At 63.6% G+C, this 17,370-nt stretch carries 25 protein-coding genes; 14 read left to right on the top strand and 11 right to left on the bottom strand.

Features of this window, described 5'->3' with window-relative positions; all coding sequences use genetic code 11:
- Positions 1 to 28 precede the first annotated feature (28 nt).
- Entirely contained in the window at positions 29 to 829 is an 801-nt protein-coding gene (locus tag ACIQLI_RS01930) for an IclR family transcriptional regulator (protein ID WP_400384453.1), read from the top strand.
- A gap of 49 nt (positions 830 to 878) precedes the next feature.
- Positions 879 to 1,616 carry an ANTAR domain-containing protein gene (locus tag ACIQLI_RS01925; protein WP_400384450.1) on the top strand — a complete coding sequence of 246 codons (738 nt, stop codon included), beginning with the start codon at positions 879 to 881 and terminating at the stop codon, positions 1,614 to 1,616.
- A 20-nt stretch (positions 1,617 to 1,636) separates the two neighbouring features.
- On the opposite strand, the gene ACIQLI_RS01920 is transcribed toward ACIQLI_RS01925, so the two are convergent.
- Positions 1,637 to 2,488 carry a LysR family transcriptional regulator gene (locus ACIQLI_RS01920; protein ID WP_400384447.1) on the bottom strand — a complete coding sequence of 284 codons (852 nt, stop codon included), beginning with the start codon at positions 2,486 to 2,488 and terminating at the stop codon, positions 1,637 to 1,639.
- A gap of 85 nt (positions 2,489 to 2,573) precedes the next feature.
- Between ACIQLI_RS01920 and ACIQLI_RS01915 the strand changes: the two genes are divergently transcribed.
- A complete protein-coding gene (locus ACIQLI_RS01915; RefSeq protein ID WP_400384444.1) occupies positions 2,574 to 3,494 on the top strand; it encodes an EamA family transporter in 921 nt (306 codons plus the stop codon).
- Positions 3,495 to 3,496: 2 nt separating this feature from the next.
- On the opposite strand, the gene ACIQLI_RS01910 is transcribed toward ACIQLI_RS01915, so the two are convergent.
- Complete coding sequence (locus ACIQLI_RS01910) at positions 3,497 to 3,802, bottom strand: hypothetical protein (RefSeq protein ID WP_400384441.1); 306 nt, start codon at positions 3,800 to 3,802, stop codon at positions 3,497 to 3,499.
- 97 nt (positions 3,803 to 3,899) lie between these two features.
- The gene (locus ACIQLI_RS01905; protein ID WP_400384438.1) at positions 3,900 to 4,106 is read right to left on the bottom strand and encodes a hypothetical protein; all 207 of its coding nucleotides are present in this window, start codon (positions 4,104 to 4,106) and stop codon (positions 3,900 to 3,902) included.
- 208 nt (positions 4,107 to 4,314) lie between these two features.
- Between ACIQLI_RS01905 and ACIQLI_RS01900 the strand changes: the two genes are divergently transcribed.
- Positions 4,315 to 4,695, top strand: coding sequence for an META domain-containing protein (locus tag ACIQLI_RS01900; RefSeq protein WP_400384435.1), 381 nt, complete (start codon positions 4,315 to 4,317; stop codon positions 4,693 to 4,695).
- A gap of 90 nt (positions 4,696 to 4,785) precedes the next feature.
- On the opposite strand, the gene ACIQLI_RS01895 is transcribed toward ACIQLI_RS01900, so the two are convergent.
- The 3 genes from ACIQLI_RS01895 to ACIQLI_RS01885 form a co-directional block, all read right to left on the bottom strand.
- Entirely contained in the window at positions 4,786 to 4,866 is an 81-nt protein-coding gene (locus tag ACIQLI_RS01895) for a DUF6855 family protein (RefSeq protein WP_400384785.1), read from the bottom strand.
- Between the two features lie 12 nt (positions 4,867 to 4,878).
- Positions 4,879 to 6,192 carry an MFS transporter gene (locus ACIQLI_RS01890; RefSeq protein ID WP_354232036.1) on the bottom strand — a complete coding sequence of 438 codons (1,314 nt, stop codon included), beginning with the start codon at positions 6,190 to 6,192 and terminating at the stop codon, positions 4,879 to 4,881.
- Between the two features lie 74 nt (positions 6,193 to 6,266).
- Complete coding sequence (locus ACIQLI_RS01885) at positions 6,267 to 6,434, bottom strand: hypothetical protein (RefSeq protein WP_354232038.1); 168 nt, start codon at positions 6,432 to 6,434, stop codon at positions 6,267 to 6,269.
- Between the two features lie 198 nt (positions 6,435 to 6,632).
- Between ACIQLI_RS01885 and ACIQLI_RS01880 the strand changes: the two genes are divergently transcribed.
- From ACIQLI_RS01880 to ACIQLI_RS01870, 3 genes are read left to right on the top strand one after another with little or no spacing between them, the layout of a single operon-like run.
- Positions 6,633 to 7,466, top strand: coding sequence for a hypothetical protein (locus ACIQLI_RS01880; RefSeq protein ID WP_354232040.1), 834 nt, complete (start codon positions 6,633 to 6,635; stop codon positions 7,464 to 7,466).
- Complete coding sequence (locus tag ACIQLI_RS01875; protein ID WP_400384430.1) at positions 7,450 to 8,199, top strand: LamB/YcsF family protein; 750 nt, start codon at positions 7,450 to 7,452, stop codon at positions 8,197 to 8,199. The genes ACIQLI_RS01880 and ACIQLI_RS01875 overlap by 17 nt, the downstream gene beginning before the upstream one ends.
- A gap of 54 nt (positions 8,200 to 8,253) precedes the next feature.
- Positions 8,254 to 9,066: a biotin-dependent carboxyltransferase family protein gene (locus ACIQLI_RS01870; RefSeq protein ID WP_400384427.1), complete on the top strand. Its 813-nt coding sequence runs from the start codon at positions 8,254 to 8,256 to the stop codon at positions 9,064 to 9,066.
- A gap of 47 nt (positions 9,067 to 9,113) precedes the next feature.
- On the opposite strand, the gene ACIQLI_RS01865 is transcribed toward ACIQLI_RS01870, so the two are convergent.
- Genes ACIQLI_RS01865 through ACIQLI_RS01855 form a run of 3 tightly spaced genes read right to left on the bottom strand, consistent with a single transcriptional unit; the run spans position 9,114 to position 11,802 of the window.
- Positions 9,114 to 9,923: an MBL fold metallo-hydrolase gene (locus ACIQLI_RS01865; protein WP_400384424.1), complete on the bottom strand. Its 810-nt coding sequence runs from the start codon at positions 9,921 to 9,923 to the stop codon at positions 9,114 to 9,116.
- Between the two features lie 14 nt (positions 9,924 to 9,937).
- Complete coding sequence (locus ACIQLI_RS01860) at positions 9,938 to 10,366, bottom strand: VOC family protein (protein ID WP_400384421.1); 429 nt, start codon at positions 10,364 to 10,366, stop codon at positions 9,938 to 9,940.
- A gap of 50 nt (positions 10,367 to 10,416) precedes the next feature.
- The gene (locus tag ACIQLI_RS01855) at positions 10,417 to 11,802 is read right to left on the bottom strand and encodes a DUF445 domain-containing protein (RefSeq protein ID WP_400384418.1); all 1,386 of its coding nucleotides are present in this window, start codon (positions 11,800 to 11,802) and stop codon (positions 10,417 to 10,419) included.
- Between the two features lie 50 nt (positions 11,803 to 11,852).
- Here ACIQLI_RS01855 and ACIQLI_RS01850 point away from each other — a divergent pair, with 50 nt between their 5' ends.
- From ACIQLI_RS01850 to ACIQLI_RS01835, 4 genes are read left to right on the top strand one after another with little or no spacing between them, the layout of a single operon-like run.
- Complete coding sequence (locus tag ACIQLI_RS01850; protein ID WP_400384416.1) at positions 11,853 to 12,740, top strand: glycerophosphodiester phosphodiesterase; 888 nt, start codon at positions 11,853 to 11,855, stop codon at positions 12,738 to 12,740.
- 36 nt (positions 12,741 to 12,776) lie between these two features.
- Positions 12,777 to 13,211 (top strand): hypothetical protein, encoded by a 435-nt coding sequence (locus ACIQLI_RS01845; protein ID WP_354232054.1) that lies wholly within the window; start codon positions 12,777 to 12,779, stop codon positions 13,209 to 13,211.
- Positions 13,208 to 13,975, top strand: a complete 768-nt coding sequence (locus ACIQLI_RS01840) for an AzlC family ABC transporter permease (protein WP_354232056.1) — start codon at positions 13,208 to 13,210, stop codon at positions 13,973 to 13,975. Before ACIQLI_RS01845 ends, ACIQLI_RS01840 begins: the two co-directional genes overlap by 4 nt.
- Complete coding sequence (locus tag ACIQLI_RS01835) at positions 13,972 to 14,283, top strand: AzlD domain-containing protein (RefSeq protein ID WP_089593385.1); 312 nt, start codon at positions 13,972 to 13,974, stop codon at positions 14,281 to 14,283. The genes ACIQLI_RS01840 and ACIQLI_RS01835 overlap by 4 nt, the downstream gene beginning before the upstream one ends.
- Here ACIQLI_RS01835 and ACIQLI_RS01830 read toward each other — a convergent pair.
- On the bottom strand, positions 14,280 to 14,825 hold the full coding sequence (locus ACIQLI_RS01830; protein WP_400384411.1) for a DUF5684 domain-containing protein: 546 nt from the start codon (positions 14,823 to 14,825) through the stop codon (positions 14,280 to 14,282). The two genes, ACIQLI_RS01835 and ACIQLI_RS01830, sit on opposite strands and share 4 nt — an antisense overlap.
- Before the next feature lie 89 nt (positions 14,826 to 14,914).
- Positions 14,915 to 15,544 carry a helix-turn-helix domain-containing protein gene (locus ACIQLI_RS01825; protein ID WP_354232060.1) on the bottom strand — a complete coding sequence of 210 codons (630 nt, stop codon included), beginning with the start codon at positions 15,542 to 15,544 and terminating at the stop codon, positions 14,915 to 14,917.
- Positions 15,545 to 15,636: 92 nt separating this feature from the next.
- On the opposite strand from ACIQLI_RS01825, the gene ACIQLI_RS01820 reads away from it, so the two are divergent.
- The 3 genes from ACIQLI_RS01820 to ACIQLI_RS01810 are packed head-to-tail and all read left to right on the top strand — an operon-like array spanning position 15,637 to position 17,178.
- Positions 15,637 to 15,969, top strand: a complete 333-nt coding sequence (locus ACIQLI_RS01820; protein ID WP_089593387.1) for a thiamine-binding protein — start codon at positions 15,637 to 15,639, stop codon at positions 15,967 to 15,969.
- 40 nt (positions 15,970 to 16,009) lie between these two features.
- Entirely contained in the window at positions 16,010 to 16,681 is a 672-nt protein-coding gene (locus ACIQLI_RS01815) for an O-methyltransferase (protein WP_400384407.1), read from the top strand.
- Entirely contained in the window at positions 16,681 to 17,178 is a 498-nt protein-coding gene (locus ACIQLI_RS01810; RefSeq protein ID WP_400384405.1) for a GNAT family N-acetyltransferase, read from the top strand. Before ACIQLI_RS01815 ends, ACIQLI_RS01810 begins: the two co-directional genes overlap by 1 nt.
- The last annotated feature ends 192 nt before the right edge of the window (positions 17,179 to 17,370 follow it).

Genomic DNA, 17,370 nt, shown 5'->3' with positions numbered 1-17,370 from the left:
GCGCAAGGAAGTTACATAGAATGAAAGAATGACCGTGAGTTCAACGCACTCCGCCAGTTCAGCCGAAGACGGCCCCAAGGCAGCCAACATGCGCTCGCTTTCACGGGCGCTGGAGGTCTTTGCCGAGCTTCAGCGTGCAGAGCGGCCGCAGCGGTTGAGCGATCTCGCACGGACCTGTGGCATGAGCCTGCCCACCACGCTCAGGATCCTCCGCGTCCTCCAGGATTTCGGCATGGTCAGCCAGACGGACAAGACCTACCGGGTTGGGCCGGCGGTTCTCCCTGCCGCCCGGAGCTTCCTGGAAAACGATCCCCTGGTGGTTGCGGCGCGGCCCATCCTGCAGCAGGTGGCCACGCAGACGGCCCGTACCGCGTCCTTGTACACCCGCCTCGGCTTTGAGCGCATCCTGGTGGCCCGGGTGGATGGCGATTCACCCCTCCGGTACGACCTCCCTCTGGGTAAACGGCTGCCACTCACGGTGGGCGCCGCCGGAAAAATTCTCCTGGTGTCCGCTTCCCCTGAGGAACTGCAACAGGTGGCGCTGGCGGCCTCCGCGTCGGGCCACGAAGATGCCGAATTCACTGCCGACGATTTACGGGCACGACTGCCCCTTCCGGGTGAGGACTTTGCCTATTCCGCCGACGAGCGCGCCACCGGTGTCCTCTCCGTGGCGGTGGCAGTTCCCAACAGGACCGGACGTCCGAGTGAGTCCATTGCCTTGACAAGTCCGGTGGAGACGGCCACTGAAGCTGAGCTGAAAGCAAGCGTTCCGGAACTCCGGCGCGCTGCCGGCCGCCTGTCAGAGCTCCTGATGGGCTCCGTCTACTAGTTACCGGAAGCACGTGACGGGAAGCCCAACACTCCCTACGATTGGGCCCATGGAACCCAATGGGAGTGCCGAACACATCCGAAGCCTGCATGAGCTGGTGGTTGGCAGCTCGGATATCCATGCCATCCTCAACGGTGTGACCGGATTCGCGTCCGATGCGATGAGCAAAGTGGCTGGTGAAAACATCGACTGTGCACTCACGCTGCGCCGCCGCAAGCGCACCGCCACCGTTGCGGGCAGCAGTGAGAGGGCGGTGCATCTGGACAAGATCGAGCAGTCCCTTGGGCAGGGCCCTTGCCTGGAAGCGCTGGACGCAGGCCGCCCGGTACTGCTGGCAGACGTTGCTACCGACACCAGCTGGCCGAAGTACAGCCGGGCCTTGGCCGCTGAGGGTATTCACTCCGCCTTGGGCGTGCCCATGGACCTCGGCGAAACATCCCAGGCGGTCATCAACTTCTTTGCCCCCAATGCCGGCACATTCACGCAAGCTGTGATCGACGAAGCTGCCGCTTTTACGGAGGTCACCGGCAGTACCTTGCGTCTTGCCATCCGGATCGAAACCGTGGAGCAACTCAACGCGGACCTGAAAACCGCAATGTCTTCCAGGACTGTTATTGACCTGGCGTGTGGCGTCATCATGGCCCAGAACCGTTGCACCCAGGACGAAGCCTTCGAGTTCCTGACCAAAGCCTCCAGCCACAGGAACCAGAAACTGCATGCCGTCGCGTCGGACATCATCGCGCACTTGAGTGGCAGCACCGAAAGCCACTTGCGTTTCGAGGACTGAACTTCTCTTGGTGGACTGACCTAGCCGTACAAACCCATCAGCAGCTCCACAATCTGATCCCGCTCCCGCGGCGGATCCTTCCTGGACCACGCCGCATATACAGGAACTGGTGGAGCGTCCCGGACCGGGCGGTAGGTGACGCCCCGTCGTCGATATTGGTGTGCGGTGGATTCCGCCGTGATGCCCCGGGCTTTACCGCTGCCGATGAGCGTCAACCAGTCGTCAACGTCCTGGGTCGGGACAACGTTTGGCGGCCGGATATCCTCTGGCCAAAGGTCCAGCGTGGTGCTTCCCGTCCGTAGATCCATCGCCACAGGCTTCTGGGCGATCTGCGCCAGTGTCACCGACCTCTTCGGCGCCAACACATCATCCGATGCCATGGCGCAATATCGTTTTTCGGCACTTATCCGGACATGCTCGACGGCGGCCGCTTCAGGCAGGCGTCGGAGGATGGCAAGGTCGGTGCCTCCGTCAGCGAGGCCGGCGGTGGGTGTGTTGGAACGGACCAGCTGGAGCTCGGTGGAGGGGAAGGCGACTGCCCATCGCCGCTGGAATTCGGTGGTGTGCTCGCCCAAAGCCGACCAGGCGTAGCCGATCCGGACCTTTCCCGTGCCTGTTCCGGCGTCGCGTTCCAGATCTGCCAGCAGGACAAGAATGCGCCGTGCCTTGCCCACAGCGCGCTCGCCGGCGGTGGTGAGGCGGGCACTCCTGGTGGTTCGTTCCACGAGCCTGACACCCAGGGTTCGTTCCAACCCTGCGATGTTGCGTGACACTGCTGCTTGGGACATGCGCAACTCTATGGCGGCATCGGTGAAGGTGCCTTCGTCCACCACTGCCACCAAGCAGCGAAGCTGCTTCAGCTCAACGTCCATACGCCCATCCTATTCATGCGCTGGGCGTATAAATAGTGGCATCCATGCATTTAGGGGATGACCGGCAGAAGCGCAGAATTTCCCCATGATCGAGACCATGGGAGTGAGTGCAGCCAGCCCGCAGCCGTCCAGGAGAGCCGGCGGAGCGGCCACCCTCGTCGCCAGCGCACTGTCCAATCAGCTGGGTGCCGCAACTGGCTCCCTCGCCTTCCCTGTCATGGGCCCGGTTGGCGTGGTAGCGGTCCGGCAACTGGTAGCGGCCATAGTGCTGGTGCCGCTGGTCCGGCCCCGGCTCCGCGAACTGGGGTGGTCCCAGTGGTGGCCCATTCTCCTGCTCGCTGTGTCCTTCGGGACCATGAATCTTGGCCTGTATGCGTCCATTCAAAGGATTGGCCTCGGTTTGGCGGTGACGCTGGAGTTCCTGGGGCCGCTTGCCGTGGCGCTGATCAGTTCGCGACAGAAGGCCAGCGCCCTGTGCGCAGTGGCGGCAGCTGTGGGCGTCATCGCCATCACGCAACCCCAGGCGTCCATGGACTTCGTGGGCATAGGGCTGGGTCTCATTGCTGCCTGCAGTTGGGCGGCCTACATTCTCCTCAATCGGACCGTCGGCCGACGCGTTCAGGGCATTCAAGGGACGGCGGCCGCTACAGGTGTGTCCGCCACGCTGTTCCTGCCCGTCGCCGTCGTGATTTTCATGAGTCAGCCTGTAGACGGGTTTTCGGTCACGTGCGCAGTGGGTGCCGGCATTCTGGCGTCCGTTCTGCCGTACGTGGCAGACCTGATCGCTCTGCGGAGGGTTCCTGCCCATCTGTTCGGCGTGCTCATGAGCATCAACCCGGTGTTTGCTGCGCTGATCGGGGCCGTCGCCCTGCACGAGGAGCTTGCCGTGGGGCAGTGGGCCGGCATTGGATTGATCGTCGCGGCTAACGCCGCCGTGCTGTTGCTGGGCAGAAACGTGAAGCCGCGTCAGAGTCACAAGGAGCAAAGCCACGACGCCGGCGGCTGAGTCTAGGCGGCTTCGTCGCCCCGGGTACGCGACGGCGGCAGGCGCCCCGCACCGCCGTCGGGCCTCTTGCGTTGGAAGGGGATCGCGGCGGGAGCAGCAGGCGCGGTGGTACTTTCGAGGGTCCTTTTCATTCGAGGCCGGGCCACCAGCAGCGCGGCGAAAGGTGCCAACAACAGCAGGAGGGTCACCGCGCCCACCCCGGCTACACCGGCCAGGAAGACCAATCCCGCCATGAACAAGAGGTGGACATCCGGTGCGTCGGTAAATGCAAGGGTGGCGGTCATAGCCATTCCGTTCAGTGACTTCACATCGTGCTCCTGGGCGCATCCGTTGGGGTGTTTTTCCGTCTACTGATATGTGGGCGGGTCACCGGAAATGTGATGCGATTTCACGAGGCGTTGTTGTTCAGGGTTGGCGCAGAGGCATGGCCTTGGCCTCCGGGGCTGAGTCCTGCACAAGTTGCTTGTTGCGACTGTTGCGACCGAAATCATCAAAACCAAACATTTCTGCAAACACCGCGTCACGTTTCCGCAGGTCAACGCACATATTGAGTGCCCATGTCGTTGAACCGCGGACTGCGCCGTTGCCCTTTTCGGCTGCGATGCGGTTCACCGACGGAGTTAGCAGCGATGGGTGTGGCGGGTTCTGGGGCCCGCCCGGGGCGCCGTCGCTGCGTAAACCGGGCTAGTGCGGTCGGTCGTCTGAGTCGCGACCGGCCGCACGATCCGGTTAACAGCAGCATGGTGAGCGCCACCGGACGCCCACTGTCAGCGGGTCCGGACTATGGTGCGTGGTCCTGCAGTGAACCTAGACTGACCGCATGGCGCAGCCCCAGACCCGCATTGTCCGCGTTGTTTCCCTGGCATTCGTAGCTGCTGCTTTCCTGGCGGGCTGCGCGGGAAGCGGCACCAGCCCGTTCGTCGGAATCTGGGGTGATACCAGTGACGCCAAACAACCCTCCCTGGAGATGAAGTCCGACGGCAGTGCCACCGGTACGGATGGCTGCAACAGGCTCGTCGGCTCTTGGAAAGAGGATGGAAAAACCGTATCGTTCGGAGGTTTCTCGTCTACCCGGATGGCTTGCGAAGGCGTTGATCCGTGGCTGTCGAACGCTGCCACCGCCAAGATCCAGGAAGACGGAAAACTGGCTGTTTTCGGCCAAGGCGGGGATCAGATCGGCACCCTGGCTGCCGGTAAATAGCCCGGCTGGGAGCCGGTGCCTGTTGACGGTCTCACCCGGCAAGACCGGATTCCGTCACGGCTCGACGCCGCGGGGAACAGTCCAAGACCGTCATCGAGTGGCCCGCATGCTGTTGTTCCGCTTCTCATGCGTCAGTTCAGCCAAACCGAGGGCCTCCAGCAGAGGCGGCATGTACATTCCACGCTACACAGCATCGGGCTGAGTGTCTGCAGTCTCAGCATCGGAGGCATCCGAGGTCAAGGGATTCTGGATCTCGTCCGTCATCATGCGTGCCACGAAGAGGGCGACAAAAGCCATGATGGGGCACGCCAGACCGCCGACGAAAAAGATCAGCCAGATCGGAACCACCTCAGCAATGGGGCCGGCGAGGGCCATGGAGACGGGCATCAGGGCCAGGGAAACAAAGAAGTCCAGGCTGGAAATCCGACCCAACAGATGCCGTGGCACGCGCCGCTGCAGCAACGTTCCCCAGATGACGGTGCCGATCCCCTCAGTGACTCCGAAGATCAGCATGGCAGCGCCGAGCATCCAAAAGCTGTTCATGAACCCGATGGCCGCCACGGGCAGGCTGCCGAGGCCCCACGTCAGCACCATGACTGTCAGGTAGCGGCGGGGGAGACGAAGGGATGCCGTTGCCAGGGCGGCGATGGCGCTTCCTACACCCATGATGGCCAGCAGGAACCCGAACATCCTAGAGTCGCCGCCCAACTGGTCCTGGACAACGAAGGGCAGCAGGACCTCGATGGGTCCAATGAGGAAGAGCACCGACAGGCAGGCCCAGATCAGGGTCCACAGCAGCCATGGGGTGCGGATGGTGTAGCTGAACCCCTCCGCGAGGTCCTTGAAGAGGGACGACTTCGCTGGTGTGTCCTTGGTACCAACCGCCCCAACCGTGTCCACTCCCAGAGTTTGCCGGCTCAGGAAGTTCACAATTCCGAACGCCAGCAAATGACACACAGCAACACCCGCCACAGCGTGTGCCGGTGACAGCGCTGCCACCAGGATTCCGGCAAGTGCCGGGCCCGCCGCCTGTTGCAGGACCGGCCGAACGGTGCCCTCCAAGCCGTTGGCGGCCAGGAGGTCGTCGGCAGGCAGGATACGCGGCAGGATCGCCGAGTACGCAGGGAAGAAGAACGCCTGCCCCACGCCCAGGACGAAAGCACCGATGGCCAAGTGCCACAGTTGAAGGACGTTAAGCATGGCCAGCGCCGTGATGGTCGCGATGACGGCCAGATTGGCGCCTTCCACCGCAATAATCAGGAGCCGTTGAGGGAGTCTGTCGGCCGCAATGCCTCCGGCCAGCACGAAACCCACCAGGCCCAGGCTGGCAGCAGTGGCCACCAGTGACAGTTCCAATGGACCGCCGCCGAGGTGGATCACCTCGTAGACCATCGCCACTGCCCACATGCCCGATCCAAAAATGGAAATGGACAGCGCCGAAATCAGCACCCGGAATTCCCGGTGCGCAAACGGACGCAGCGCTCTTAACGCAGCCATTTCACCAGCCTAGACCTGGTAGTTGGCGCTGTGGAAGGCGCGCCTGCCGATGGCGCGTGGTGTAGGAACCTGAGTTATGAAGCGCCCGACGGCGGTGCGTCGTCGTCGTCGATGTCCGGGCCTTCGGCCGGGTCCTGGCTGTGGATGCCGGTATCGTGCGAAACCCAGCCCTCCGGCTCACCTTCCGCCGGGGCGTCGGTGTGGTGGCGGATGACGTGTTCGTTCTTTTCCGAGGCGTTCATAACGGATACTTCCTGTCCTGGGTGGACTGCTTCCGTGAGTGCCCCCAGTCTACGCCGCGGCAGCTCTGCCGGGACGTCCGCTGTGCGCGGAATAGTATCCACATAGCGCCCCGGGAAGGTCTCGCAGGTCAGGGGTGTGGCATAGGCTGAATCCAGCAGTTCCCAGTATGACGACCCAGCTGCCAAGGAGAGGTGAAGATGCCCAAGCGACCCAACCCGGCGGTGAAAATCGCCCAAGAGACAGCCCATAACGCAGTCTTCGATCAGGAAGGCAACACCAAGCCCGGCGTCCATAATGTCCTGCTGAAGGCCGTCGAAGTCCAGCGCCCTTTGGTCCTGGCCAACCTGCGCAGGCTGCAACGCAGACACCCGAATGACACGCCGGCCCAGCTCGCAGCCAAACTGGAGCGCCACTACTTGCTGGCCATCTCAGGTGGAGGTGCAGCGGTGGGTGCAACAGCGGTCGTTCCTGGCATCGGAACTGCAGCCTCCCTGGGACTTTCCGCGCTCGCCACCGTGGGCTTCCTGGAGACCACAGCGCTCTACGCGTCGTCCTTGGCGGAGCTCCACGGCATCCGGCTGACTGATCCCGTACGTGCGCAAACCATGGTGATGGCCATCATGCTGGGCGAGGAAGGAACGTCCATGCTCGGGGCACTGAGCGGCCAGTCGCTCGGCCGCGGAAAGGGCGTAACCAACGCCTGGGGCAGGACCCTTACCAAGAAGATTCCGGGAAGCGGCTTTGGGGTCATCCGCGACTCCATCCAGCGGGCCTTCCTCAAGAACCTTGTGAAGCGCCAGGGGACCGCGTTCCTGGGCCGTGCTTTGCCTTTCGGCGTGGGCGCAGTGGTGGGTGGTGCCGGCAACCTCATGATGGGCCGGGCCGTGGTTTCCACAGCCAAGGAAGCCTTCGGTCCGCTGCCGGACACCGTCCCGGGTGAGCTGCTCCCCAATGCACCAAAGAATGCCTTCGCTCCCGAATCGGCCGAAACCCTCACGCTGGAAGGCGGTAACAGTGGACCTGAACGCTGACCTCGGGGAGTCTTTCGGCTCCTGGACCATGGGTGACGACGCCTCGATGTTCCGCATCGTGAGCAGTGCCAACGTGGCCTGTGGCTTCCACGCCGGTGATCCTCTCACCATGTTGGACAGCTGCCGCGCGGCGTTCGAACTGGATGTCCGCGTAGGAGCGCATGTGGGCTACCGGGACTTGGCGGGCTTCGGCCGGCGTTCCCTGGACATGACCTTCGACGAACTCTTCGGCGACGTTTTGTATCAACTTGGCGCCCTCGATGGGATGGCCCACGCTGTGGGAGCGTCGGTGGATTACGTGAAGCCGCATGGCGCGCTCTACAACCGGATTGTCCGTGACGCCGAGCAGGCAGAGGCCGTAGTCGCGGCCGTCCATGCCTACGATCCCGGGCTGCCCGTGCTTGGCTTGCCGGGCTCCGAATGGCTGAAGCTCGCAGAAGAATCCGGTCATCCAGTATTCCGCGAGGCGTTCGTGGACCGTGCCTACCTTCCGGACGGCACACTTGTACCCCGTGCCCAGGACGGCGCAGTGCTGCATGATCCCGCTGCCGTGGTGGCTCAAGCCGTAAGGCTGGCAACGCGCAAGGAAATCCTGGCCATCGACGGAACCGTTGTCCCGGTAGTGGCTGATTCCTTATGCATCCACGGAGATACCCCGGGGGCCGTCGACATGGCCGCTGCTGTCCGGGAAGGCCTTGAGCAGGCTGGTGTGCAGATTGAGGCGTTCGCGTAGGCCTGATGCTGCGCAGGCCACGTTGTGCTGGTTCGTGAAGGAGGAGTTTGCCGGATGAGTGCAGTGGTGGTGGTCCCCGGAACGCTGACGCTTGCCCTCAAGCCCGATCAAGCGCTGGACCGCAAGTCCCTGCATCTGGCCAACGCCTTGCTGGGAAATCCTGAACATGCAGCCGGACTCGAGGTGCTGGTGGGCGGCCTGAAGCTGAGGTTCGTGACCGGGTCGGCTGTGGCAGTCACCGGTGCCGAGGGTGTGGTGACGCTCAACGGCTCAGAATTTCCGCTGAACAAAGCGGTCAGGGTAGCTCCCGGAGCAGTGTTGGACTTCGGCCCGGCGTTGTTCGGGATCCGTTACTACGTAGGGGTCCAAGGTGGTGTGTCGGTGCCCGGCGAAGCGCTGTCCGCCGGTGCGTCCGTAACGTTCGGAAAGCCACACGGCCAGGGTTTCCCTGAGGCCAACCACCCCGCCCGGCGGGCACCGGACCCCGAGAGGCCGGTAGTTGCCAGGGTCTCACGTATGCCAGAAGGGCCGGGCGACCCGCAGGCTCGGACTATCGACGCCGGCACGTGGCTTCGATTGACCACGGAACCGTGGACTCTCTCGCAGGAATCAGATCGCGTGGGTGCGCGATTGATGGGTCGACCGCTTGAGGTTGGACAAACGGCTCCAGCTGCCGAAACCCAAGCAGCCCATCCTCAACCGTTGCCCTTGGGCGCAGTGGTGCTGCCGCCGTCTGGCCTTCCCGTCATTGCGTTGGCCGGCCGTCCTGCGGCGGCCAAGTCGCCGGTGATTGCCGTAGTGCGCGACGAAGACCTGGACCTGATCGGCCAAGCAAGGCCAGGGCAGATGGTGCACTTGCTCGGCTGAGAAAACGCGGTGTCGATTTTCTCAAGAACGGCATTCCATGAGAAAACTCAGCCCCGCCGTCTTTCGGCCAGTCGCTGAACCTGCCACCCATGGACGTCGGCGAGCCATTCCAACGGAGCGGACGGGCCAACCCTCGGGTCTTCGGTCTCACGGCCGTCCAGCAAGGCCTGCACGTAGGCGCGATCCAAAGCAATCCGTTCCCGCAGTTGCCCAGCCAAGCCCACTGAGCCGTGGCCCGGGATCACGGCAACCACATTGCCGGCCACGGATTCGAAGAGCCGCAACGCTTCGAGGTAGTCATTGAGCGGATCTGCTGCCTCCAGGTCGAGGAACGGCATCAGGATGTCGGACAGCATGTCGCCGGCTACCAGGACACCGGCCCCCTCGACCAGGAGCGCCGCATGGCCAGGGGCGTGGGCTTGATGCTCCAGAATGCGGACGGTGGGTCCGTCCCACGGGATCTGCACAGTGTCGGCACGCAGCCCGGAAATGAGGCCGAGCAGCTCCATCGGAATCTCATCGGCATGCTCCGGTGGCAGCCCCTCGGCTACCTGTTCCTTCCAGTCAGCAGCGGCCAGGACTGTCCGGATGGAGGCCGCGCAGCGCGCCGTGCCGTAGCGGGGCGGGCTGCCGAAGGAAGGGTGCCAGAGCACATGGTCCCAGTCGGGGTGCGTGGAGAAACCGGCCACGACGGGCTGGCCCAACCCGTGGAGGTCGTCCGCGATGGCGGCCATTTCGTTGACCGTAATGCCGGCGTCGATCAGCAGCACACCGTCCCGGCCCTGCACCACCGTGCAGTTGCTCTGGATGAATTCGCTCTCGTGAACCAGAACGCCCTCAGCGACGGGAGTCAGCATGGAAGTGCCTCCCTTTAGAGTTTCTGCGCCAACATGACCAGGATCCCGCTGGGCCCGCGAAGATACGTCAGTTTGTAAACATCCTGGTAGTTCGCCACACCGCGCAGCGGGTGGCATCCGTGCTTCGCGGCGATCTCCAGGGCTTGATCGATGTCGTCCACCGAGAAAGCAACCCGGTGCATGCCGATCTCGTTGGGAAGGGTGGGGCTGGTCTCGATCGCATCCGGGTGGAGGTACTCGAAAAGCTCCAGTTGGCCGTTGCCATCCGGAGTTTGGAGCACCGCGATTTTTGCGTGGTTACCGTCCAGCCCTACGGCCGTATCGGCCCACTCACCACTGACCGTGTCACGGCCCAGCACGGTGAGCCCGAGATCGGTGAAGAAGGCGATGGTTTCTTCAAGATCCCGGACGGCAATGCCAACGTTTTCAAGTTTGATGGGCATGCGTTGAAGGTACCAAGGCCCGTGGGATAGCTCCAGAGCGCCGCCGGTAATTAGCCGAACAGCAGGTGCGCCACTGTAAAGATCGCAAGCCCGGCCAGGGCGCCCACCACGGTGCCGTTGATGCGGATGTATTGGAGGTCCTTGCCAACCTGCAGCTCGATCTTCTGGGACGTTTCCTCGGCATCCCAACGCGCCACGGTGTCAGAGATGACGCCTGCGATGTCCGAGCGGTACGTGTTCACCAAGTAGCCCGCCGCGTCTCCGATCCAGGCGTTGACCTTGCCGGCCAGTTCGTCGTCGTTGACCAGCCGTGTACCGAAATCGCGGACGGCGCCCTTGAAGCGCTGGCTCAGTTCACTGTGCGGATCGTCGACGGCGTTGAGCAACGCAGTCTTCACGGTTCCCCACGTGCGGGACGCCAGTTCGCGGACCTCGGGATCGCCGAGGATCTGGGCTTTGATGGACTCTGCGCGCTCAATCATGGCGGGATCATGCTGAAGGTCCTGGGCCAGATCCTTCAGGTAAGCATCGATCGACTGGCGCACTTGGTGGTTCTGGTCAGACTGAACAGCGCGAACAAATTTGGAGAGCTCCACGTAGACCCTGTCGCCCACCAGGCCCTCCACGAATGTGGGCACCCAGAGGGGCGAGCGATCCGAGACCAGCCGGTTGACCGTGGCGTGGTTTGCATCCACCCAGTCGGCGGCGCGGTCAACCAAAAGGTCAACCAGGGTGTGGTGGTGTCCGTCGGCGAAGATCCGTTCAGCCATCCGGCCCACGGGCGGTCCCCACGGCGGGGTGAGCAGGTGCTTACGGACCATTCCCTCGATGACTGCCTGGACGTCGTCGTCGTTCAGGACAGTGAAGGCGCCACGGATGATCGCGCCGCCTTCCTTCGCCACGCGTTCGGCTCCGCCCGGTGCCGACAACCACGTGCCGGCCTTGCGGGCAATGTCGATGCTGGACAGCTTGTCCTGCACCACTTCCTGGGAGAGGAAGTTGCTCTCCACGAAGTCACTGAGCGATTCGCCGATCTGGTCCTTGCGGCGCGGAATGATGGCCGTGTGGGGGATTTTCAGGCCCAGGGGGTACTTGAACAGCGCAGTCACCGCGAACCAGTCGGCCAACGCGCCCACCATGCCGCCTTCGGCCGCCGCACGGACGTATTCCAGCCAGGGATACTGCTTCTGGAACGCGAACGCCACGGTGAAGATCACCGCCATGGCGATCAGCAGCGCCAGCGCCAACCGTTTCATGCGGAGCAGCGCGGCCGCTTTTTCCATGTCACCTGCTGAAAGGTCGACGGCGGCGCCCCGCCGTGCGCGGGCGGAACCGGCGCGGGCGGAACCTATGGAACCTGTGGAACCCGGCTGGTGGGGCAGCGGATTGGGGTTGGTGACGTCTTCAGTTGGGATTTGTTCAGAGTTCACCTGCATGAGCCCAGCGTAGCCCCCGCAGATGCACGGAGGTGGGCTACCGTGTCTGCATGACTAGCGACGACTTCGCCCCAGGCCGGCCCAAGGTCTACGCCCATCGCGGCGCGAGTGCAGCCTACGCCGAGCACACCAGGGCGGCTTATCTGCAGGCAATCGCCGACGGTGCCGACGGTGTGGAGTGCGATGTCCACCTGACGCGGGACCAGCACGTGGTGTTGCTGCATGACGCGAACCTGGACCGGACGTCCACAGGTACAGGTCCGGTGGCGGAGCACACGTTGGAGGAGCTCCGCTCTCTGGACTTCTCGTCGTGGAAGGGCGCGCGCATCCCCGAGGCTTACGGGGGAGTGGCCGATCAGTTCCTGACGTTGCCGGAATTGCTGGACATCCTGCGCGGGGCCGGCCGCGAGATTGGTTTGGCAATTGAGCTCAAGCATCCCAGTCCTTACCTGCTCAAGCTGGAGGACAGGGTGTTGGCCTTGCTGGAAGAAGAAGGCTGGACGCCGGAGGAGTCCCGGCTGGAGAACATTCAGGTCTCCTTCATGAGCTTCGATACCGATTCCGTCCAGCGCCTGCTGCAGAGCGTGCCAAAAGAGCACGTGTGCCAACTGGTGGACGACTTCACCGTTAAGGAGCTCCGGCAGGAACTCGGGCTGGGCTTCCTGACCGGCGGGGCGGTAGCCAACGTCATGCGTGCCACGCAGCTGGAAGCAGAACGTGTTCTGGACACAGGCGAAGCATCAATTGCCGGCCCCGGAATTGAGTACGTGAGGGAGCATGCGCGTAACGTGCAGCGGTGGTTGGAAGACGGGCGTATATTCCGCGTGTGGACTGTGGATTCGGAACGGGACGTGGCACTGTGCCAAGGACTTGGAATCCATGAGATCACCACCAACAAGCCGGCGGAGGTCCTCAAACAGTTGATGGTGTCAAGCTGACTTTGGCGGCCACCCCGCTTGTGATTGAGTGGTCTCATGTCATTTCGCTGGTCAGCACAAGCAACCCGAACCACGTCCGCAGTAGCTTTGAGCGCACTGCTCCTGGCCAGCGCCGCGAAGCACTTCCGCACGCCTAAGTTCTACTACCCGGTGGTGCCGGACTACCTCTGCCGCAACGACGAGCCGGCCGGCAGCCCGAATGGACCGCTGGCAGTCATGTCCCGGGAGGAATGGGTTGCCTCGTCGGGGTTGATCGAGGCGGCTGCCGCCGTGGGGCTTCTGATCCCTGCCACGCGAAAGATTGCCGCGGATGCCACCACGGCCATGTTCGCTGCATTCCTTGCCGGGCATATAGATGCACTTCGGCGTGCCTATGGTCCCAGCGGCACGGCAGCCGAGCGCCGCATCCACACTGTCCGCCTGCCGCTGCAGATTCCGCTGATCCTGTGGTCGTGGAGTTTGCGGAAATGAGCGGGAGTGCTGCTCCCGTGAAGCTGAGGGAGTCGCCCGCTTTCAAGGTCGCTGTATCCCTCAGTATCGCCACGGGCCTGTATGGAGTGTCCTTTGGTGCCCTCTCCGTGGCGTCCGGGTTCGATTTCTGGCAGACCATGGTGTTGAGCCTGTTGCTGTTCAGTGGTGGATCGCAGTTCGCCTTCATTGGTGTGGTGGCAGGCGGTGGCTCCGGAGTGGCGGCCATGACGGCCAGTGCCTTGCTGGGGTTACGCAACGGCATCTACGGCATGCAAATCAATGCGATGCTCCGTCCCGGCGGATGGAAGCGTTATGTTTCGGCGCACATCACCATCGACGAATCGACAGCGACGGCGTCGGGCCAGTCCGATCCCGACGAGCAGCGCCGGGGGTTCTGGACCGCTGGAATCGGTATATTCATTCTCTGGAATATCTTTACGGCCGTGGGGGCCCTGGCCGGGGACGCGATGGGCGATCCCAAACAATGGGGTTTGGACGGGGCCGCGGTTGCTGCATTCCTGGCCCTCCTATGGCCACGGTTGAAGGGCCGCGAACCTTGGGCCATCGCCGCTGCCTGCGCACTGGCTACCATCCTGGCCGTGCCCTTCGTTCCATCGGGCGTTCCCATCCTGGTGGCGGCTGTGGTGGCAGGTGTCATCGGGTGGTTCAGCCACGCACGCCTGGACGAAGGACTGGAGCCGGACGTGGATCCCTATGCAGAGAAACACCGGCATGAGAAACCTGGAAACGGCGGCACGAAGTGAATCTGTGGCTATGGATCCTGATTGCCTGTGCGCTGGCATACCTCACCAAGCTGGTGGGCTACTTCGTCCCGGCCAAGCTGCTGGAGAGCCCCCGCATCATGCATGTGGCCGGCACCATGACCATTGGCCTGCTGGCCTCCCTGACGGTGGTCAACGCTGTTGCCTCCGGCCAGGGACTGGTCCTTGATGCCCGCATCGGCGCCCTGGCCGCCGCCGCCGTCGCGCTGTGGCTTCGAGCACCGTTCCTGGTGGTGGTGATTTCGGGTGCCGCGGCCGCGGCACTCCTCAGGCTGCTCGGCTGGGGCTAGCGGTACTGCTGGCCATGTGGCTGCTGGACCGGCGGCTGCGCACCTTGCTGGCCCGGCTGCGCATAACCTTGCTGGCCCGGCTGCGCATAACCCTGGGGGTACGGCTGCGCGTAGCCCTGCGGGTAGGCCACGAACTGCCGCCCGGCCGCCGGGCCCAGGTAGGGGGCGGAGCCGTAAGAGAGCATCGGCACGAAGACCACGGGCAACAGGACCAATCCAACGGTGTAGCCGGCATCCTTGCCGAATGACTTGGAGAGGTCGTGAAGGGCCACGATGCTGAAGTAGATTCCTGCGAACGGGATCAGGGTCAGCAGGAACCAGTACCAGGGGCGTCCGGCGATCTCCATGAGCTTGATGCTGTTGTAGATCGGGACAAAGGCCGCCCACGCAGGGCGGCCTGCCTTGGTGAACATTCCCATGTAGAGCACACCCACGATCGCAAAGACCACTGCGAAGTAGATGACCATCAGCAGCATGACCAAACCGGCTGCTGCAGCGGACTCGGAACCGCTGGATGAGTATGAGCTCAGGGGAATATTCATACGCCCGAGCCTAGTGCCACACAGGCCGTCCCGCGATGGGCAGGACTCACCATCAAGTCGTCCTCCACATCGGAGAGGGAAAACCTCGGCTATGGAACCTCGGTCAGCGTCACACCTGGGATGCCGGACTGTTCCGGAAGCGGCCGGGACGGGCGCTCGGTCCGGATGGCGTCTTCGATCAAGGCCACCGGGCGCTTCCAGGCTGCAGAGCCCGGTTCCATGGTGTCCACGGCGCCAATCAGCATGGCAACGAGCCGGACCATGTCCTCGATGGTGATGTCTCGCCGCAAGGAGCCCTGGCCCTGGCCGCGCTCAAGGAGGGTGGCCATGGAGCCGATGATGCCGCGGGTGATGCCTATCAGGAGTCCGCGGCGGCCTGCGACGGCGTCGAGCAGGTTCGCGTCTTCGCTGGCTACCTGCATCACGGCATCGATGACGTTGATGAGTCCCTCTGCAGCGTCCATGCCGTCCAGGGCAGCTGCGGCGACCGGGTCGACGTGCTGGCGCAGTTGGCGTGACAACGCGGCGAGGACCAGTTGCTCTTTGTCCGAGAAGTTGCGGAACAGCGTTGCGGGGCCAACTCCGGCGGTGGCGGCAATGGTCTGCAGGGGCACTTCGGGCCCGTGTTCCCGGAAACATTGCCGGGCGGCGGTAATGATTTTGTCCACATTGCGTGCGGCGTCTGCCCTGAGGGGCTTGCGTTCAGAGGGCTGTTCCATGCTTGTCAGGGTAGCAACGGAGCGCCCTTGGCCCGTTGTTACGCGGGAGTAGGCCGTTATATGACAAACCAGTACGTGAAACACTGGATTTTATGTTGCTTGCTTTCTCAGTCGCCCCTTCGGGCCAGCCCGCATCCGCCGCCAACGGCGGACCCACCCCCGACGCTTCCGTGCACGACGCCGTCGCTGCCGCCGTCAAGATCGTCCGTGAATCCGGATTGCCCAACCAGACGGACTCCATGTTCACCACCATCGAAGGCGAATGGGATGAGGTCTTCGATGTCGTCAAGCGCGCCACTGAAGCTGTGGGCCGCTACGGCAGCCGTGTCTCCCTGGTGATCAAGGCGGACATCCGGCCCGGCTACAGCGGCGAACTGACCGGCAAGGTGGAGCGGCTCGAAGAGGCGATTTCCGCCACGGACTAGATCCTTCCCCAGCGAAGCCACCGGTGCCAGACTGGGGCCCATGATTGAACACGTTGCCGAGCCCGGTTGGGTTGACGTCGAGCGTTACCTGACTGACGTCGTCGTACGTCCTGATCCTGCCCACAAGCGGGCCCTGGCGTCCGCCGTCGAGGCCGGCATGCCGGCGATTGAAGTAGCCCCCAACGCAGGCAAGCTGCTCCGGATGCTGGTTCAGATGTCGGGGGCCAGACGGGTCCTGGAGATCGGAACCCTGGCGGGTTTCAGCAGTATGTGGATGGCGCAGGGACTGCCCGACGACGGGCGGCTGGTGACGTGCGAATTCCTCCAGAAGCACGCGGACGTGGCACGCGCCAACCTTGATGCCGCCGGGGTGGGGCACAAAGTGGACATCCGGGTGGGTGCTGCCCTGGACACCCTTCCCACGCTGGCGGGGCAGGAATCGTTCGATTTCGTCTTCATCGATGCGGACAAGGAAAACGACTCCAATTACCTCGACTGGGCTATCCGTCTGGGACGCCCCGGGACGGTCATCGTGGTGGACAACGTCATCTGGGACGGCGCCATCCTCGAGCCCCAACGGGACCAGGTCAACGCGCCCGGCATCATAAAAATGTTGGACATGATGGGCCAGGATCCGCGCCTGGACGCCACTGCCATCCAAACGGTGGGCAGCAAGGGCTGGGACGGTTTCGCGATAGCGCGGGTGCGCTAGTGGATTTCACGCTTCGCCCCGCTACGGTGGACGACGCCGAAGCGATGGCCCTCATGCATGTCCAGTCGTGGCGCGAAAGCTACGGGCACCTCCTGCCCCCGGTGTTTTTCGAGAAACAGGAAGCGGCACTGCCCGACCGCATCGGGCGCTACCGCGACTACATCGCGGCGGGTCACGCCAGGATGCTGGCCCACGATCCCGATGGTCTCCTGGTAGGAATCGGCGCCGCAGGCCCGGGCAGGGATGAGGACAGTCCCTGCGAGCGGGAGCTTTTTATGCTCTACACCTTGGAACGTATTCATGGCCGGGGAGTTGGCCAAGCATTGGTGGATGCCTTGATCGGCGACGGCCCGGCCTGCCTCTGGGTCCTGGATGACAATCCGCGCGCCCAGGCCTTCTATCGGCGGAATGGCTTTGTTCCTGACGGCAAGCGGCAACTATGCGATCCCTCCTGGTACTCGCTGCCGGAACATCGCATGGTCCGTCGCGGGCTGTAGGAAGTTCCCACCGCCTGAGCTGTTCCCACAGCTGACTCATCTGGATATGGTGATCACGGGCGGTGTCGATGAAGACCGTCCGGTCCGATTCCCGGGAGGAAGCATGTCTATTCCAGAGCAGGATCCAAGCCAGCAGGAAGGCCCCGCGGACGGTGGCGCGGACGGCGTGCCCGGCACGCACGACGGCGGTGC

The organism is Paenarthrobacter sp. NPDC091669, assembly GCF_044756725.1.
Classification (GTDB): Bacteria; Actinomycetota; Actinomycetes; order Actinomycetales; family Micrococcaceae; genus Arthrobacter; species Arthrobacter bambusae_C.
The sequence above is the reverse complement of the archived record's forward strand: the minus strand, read 5'-3'. Positions and strand labels throughout refer to the sequence as shown.

Coding starts and splice junctions, on each gene's coding strand:
- ACIQLI_RS01915 (WP_400384444.1), top strand. CDS start 2,574: ATGATCGAGACCATGGGAGTGAGTGCAGCCAGCCCGCAGCCGTCCAGG.
- ACIQLI_RS01890 (WP_354232036.1), bottom strand. CDS start 6,192: ATGGCTGCGTTAAGAGCGCTGCGTCCGTTTGCGCACCGGGAATTCCGG.
- ACIQLI_RS01860 (WP_400384421.1), bottom strand. CDS start 10,366: ATGCCCATCAAACTTGAAAACGTTGGCATTGCCGTCCGGGATCTTGAA.
- ACIQLI_RS01880 (WP_354232040.1), top strand. CDS start 6,633: ATGCCCAAGCGACCCAACCCGGCGGTGAAAATCGCCCAAGAGACAGCC.
- ACIQLI_RS01845 (WP_354232054.1), top strand. CDS start 12,777: ATGTCATTTCGCTGGTCAGCACAAGCAACCCGAACCACGTCCGCAGTA.
- ACIQLI_RS01825 (WP_354232060.1), bottom strand. CDS start 15,544: ATGGAACAGCCCTCTGAACGCAAGCCCCTCAGGGCAGACGCCGCACGC.
- ACIQLI_RS01855 (WP_400384418.1), bottom strand. CDS start 11,802: ATGCAGGTGAACTCTGAACAAATCCCAACTGAAGACGTCACCAACCCC.
- ACIQLI_RS01920 (WP_400384447.1), bottom strand. CDS start 2,488: ATGGACGTTGAGCTGAAGCAGCTTCGCTGCTTGGTGGCAGTGGTGGAC.
- ACIQLI_RS01865 (WP_400384424.1), bottom strand. CDS start 9,923: ATGCTGACTCCCGTCGCTGAGGGCGTTCTGGTTCACGAGAGCGAATTC.
- ACIQLI_RS01925 (WP_400384450.1), top strand. CDS start 879: ATGGAACCCAATGGGAGTGCCGAACACATCCGAAGCCTGCATGAGCTG.
- ACIQLI_RS01870 (WP_400384427.1), top strand. CDS start 8,254: ATGAGTGCAGTGGTGGTGGTCCCCGGAACGCTGACGCTTGCCCTCAAG.
- ACIQLI_RS01900 (WP_400384435.1), top strand. CDS start 4,315: ATGGCGCAGCCCCAGACCCGCATTGTCCGCGTTGTTTCCCTGGCATTC.
- ACIQLI_RS01895 (WP_400384785.1), bottom strand. CDS start 4,866: ATGCCGCCTCTGCTGGAGGCCCTCGGTTTGGCTGAACTGACGCATGAG.
- ACIQLI_RS01850 (WP_400384416.1), top strand. CDS start 11,853: ATGACTAGCGACGACTTCGCCCCAGGCCGGCCCAAGGTCTACGCCCAT.
- ACIQLI_RS01885 (WP_354232038.1), bottom strand. CDS start 6,434: ATGAACGCCTCGGAAAAGAACGAACACGTCATCCGCCACCACACCGAC.
- ACIQLI_RS01830 (WP_400384411.1), bottom strand. CDS start 14,825: ATGAATATTCCCCTGAGCTCATACTCATCCAGCGGTTCCGAGTCCGCT.
- ACIQLI_RS01930 (WP_400384453.1), top strand. CDS start 29: ATGACCGTGAGTTCAACGCACTCCGCCAGTTCAGCCGAAGACGGCCCC.
- ACIQLI_RS01815 (WP_400384407.1), top strand. CDS start 16,010: ATGATTGAACACGTTGCCGAGCCCGGTTGGGTTGACGTCGAGCGTTAC.
- ACIQLI_RS01840 (WP_354232056.1), top strand. CDS start 13,208: ATGAGCGGGAGTGCTGCTCCCGTGAAGCTGAGGGAGTCGCCCGCTTTC.
- ACIQLI_RS01820 (WP_089593387.1), top strand. CDS start 15,637: ATGTTGCTTGCTTTCTCAGTCGCCCCTTCGGGCCAGCCCGCATCCGCC.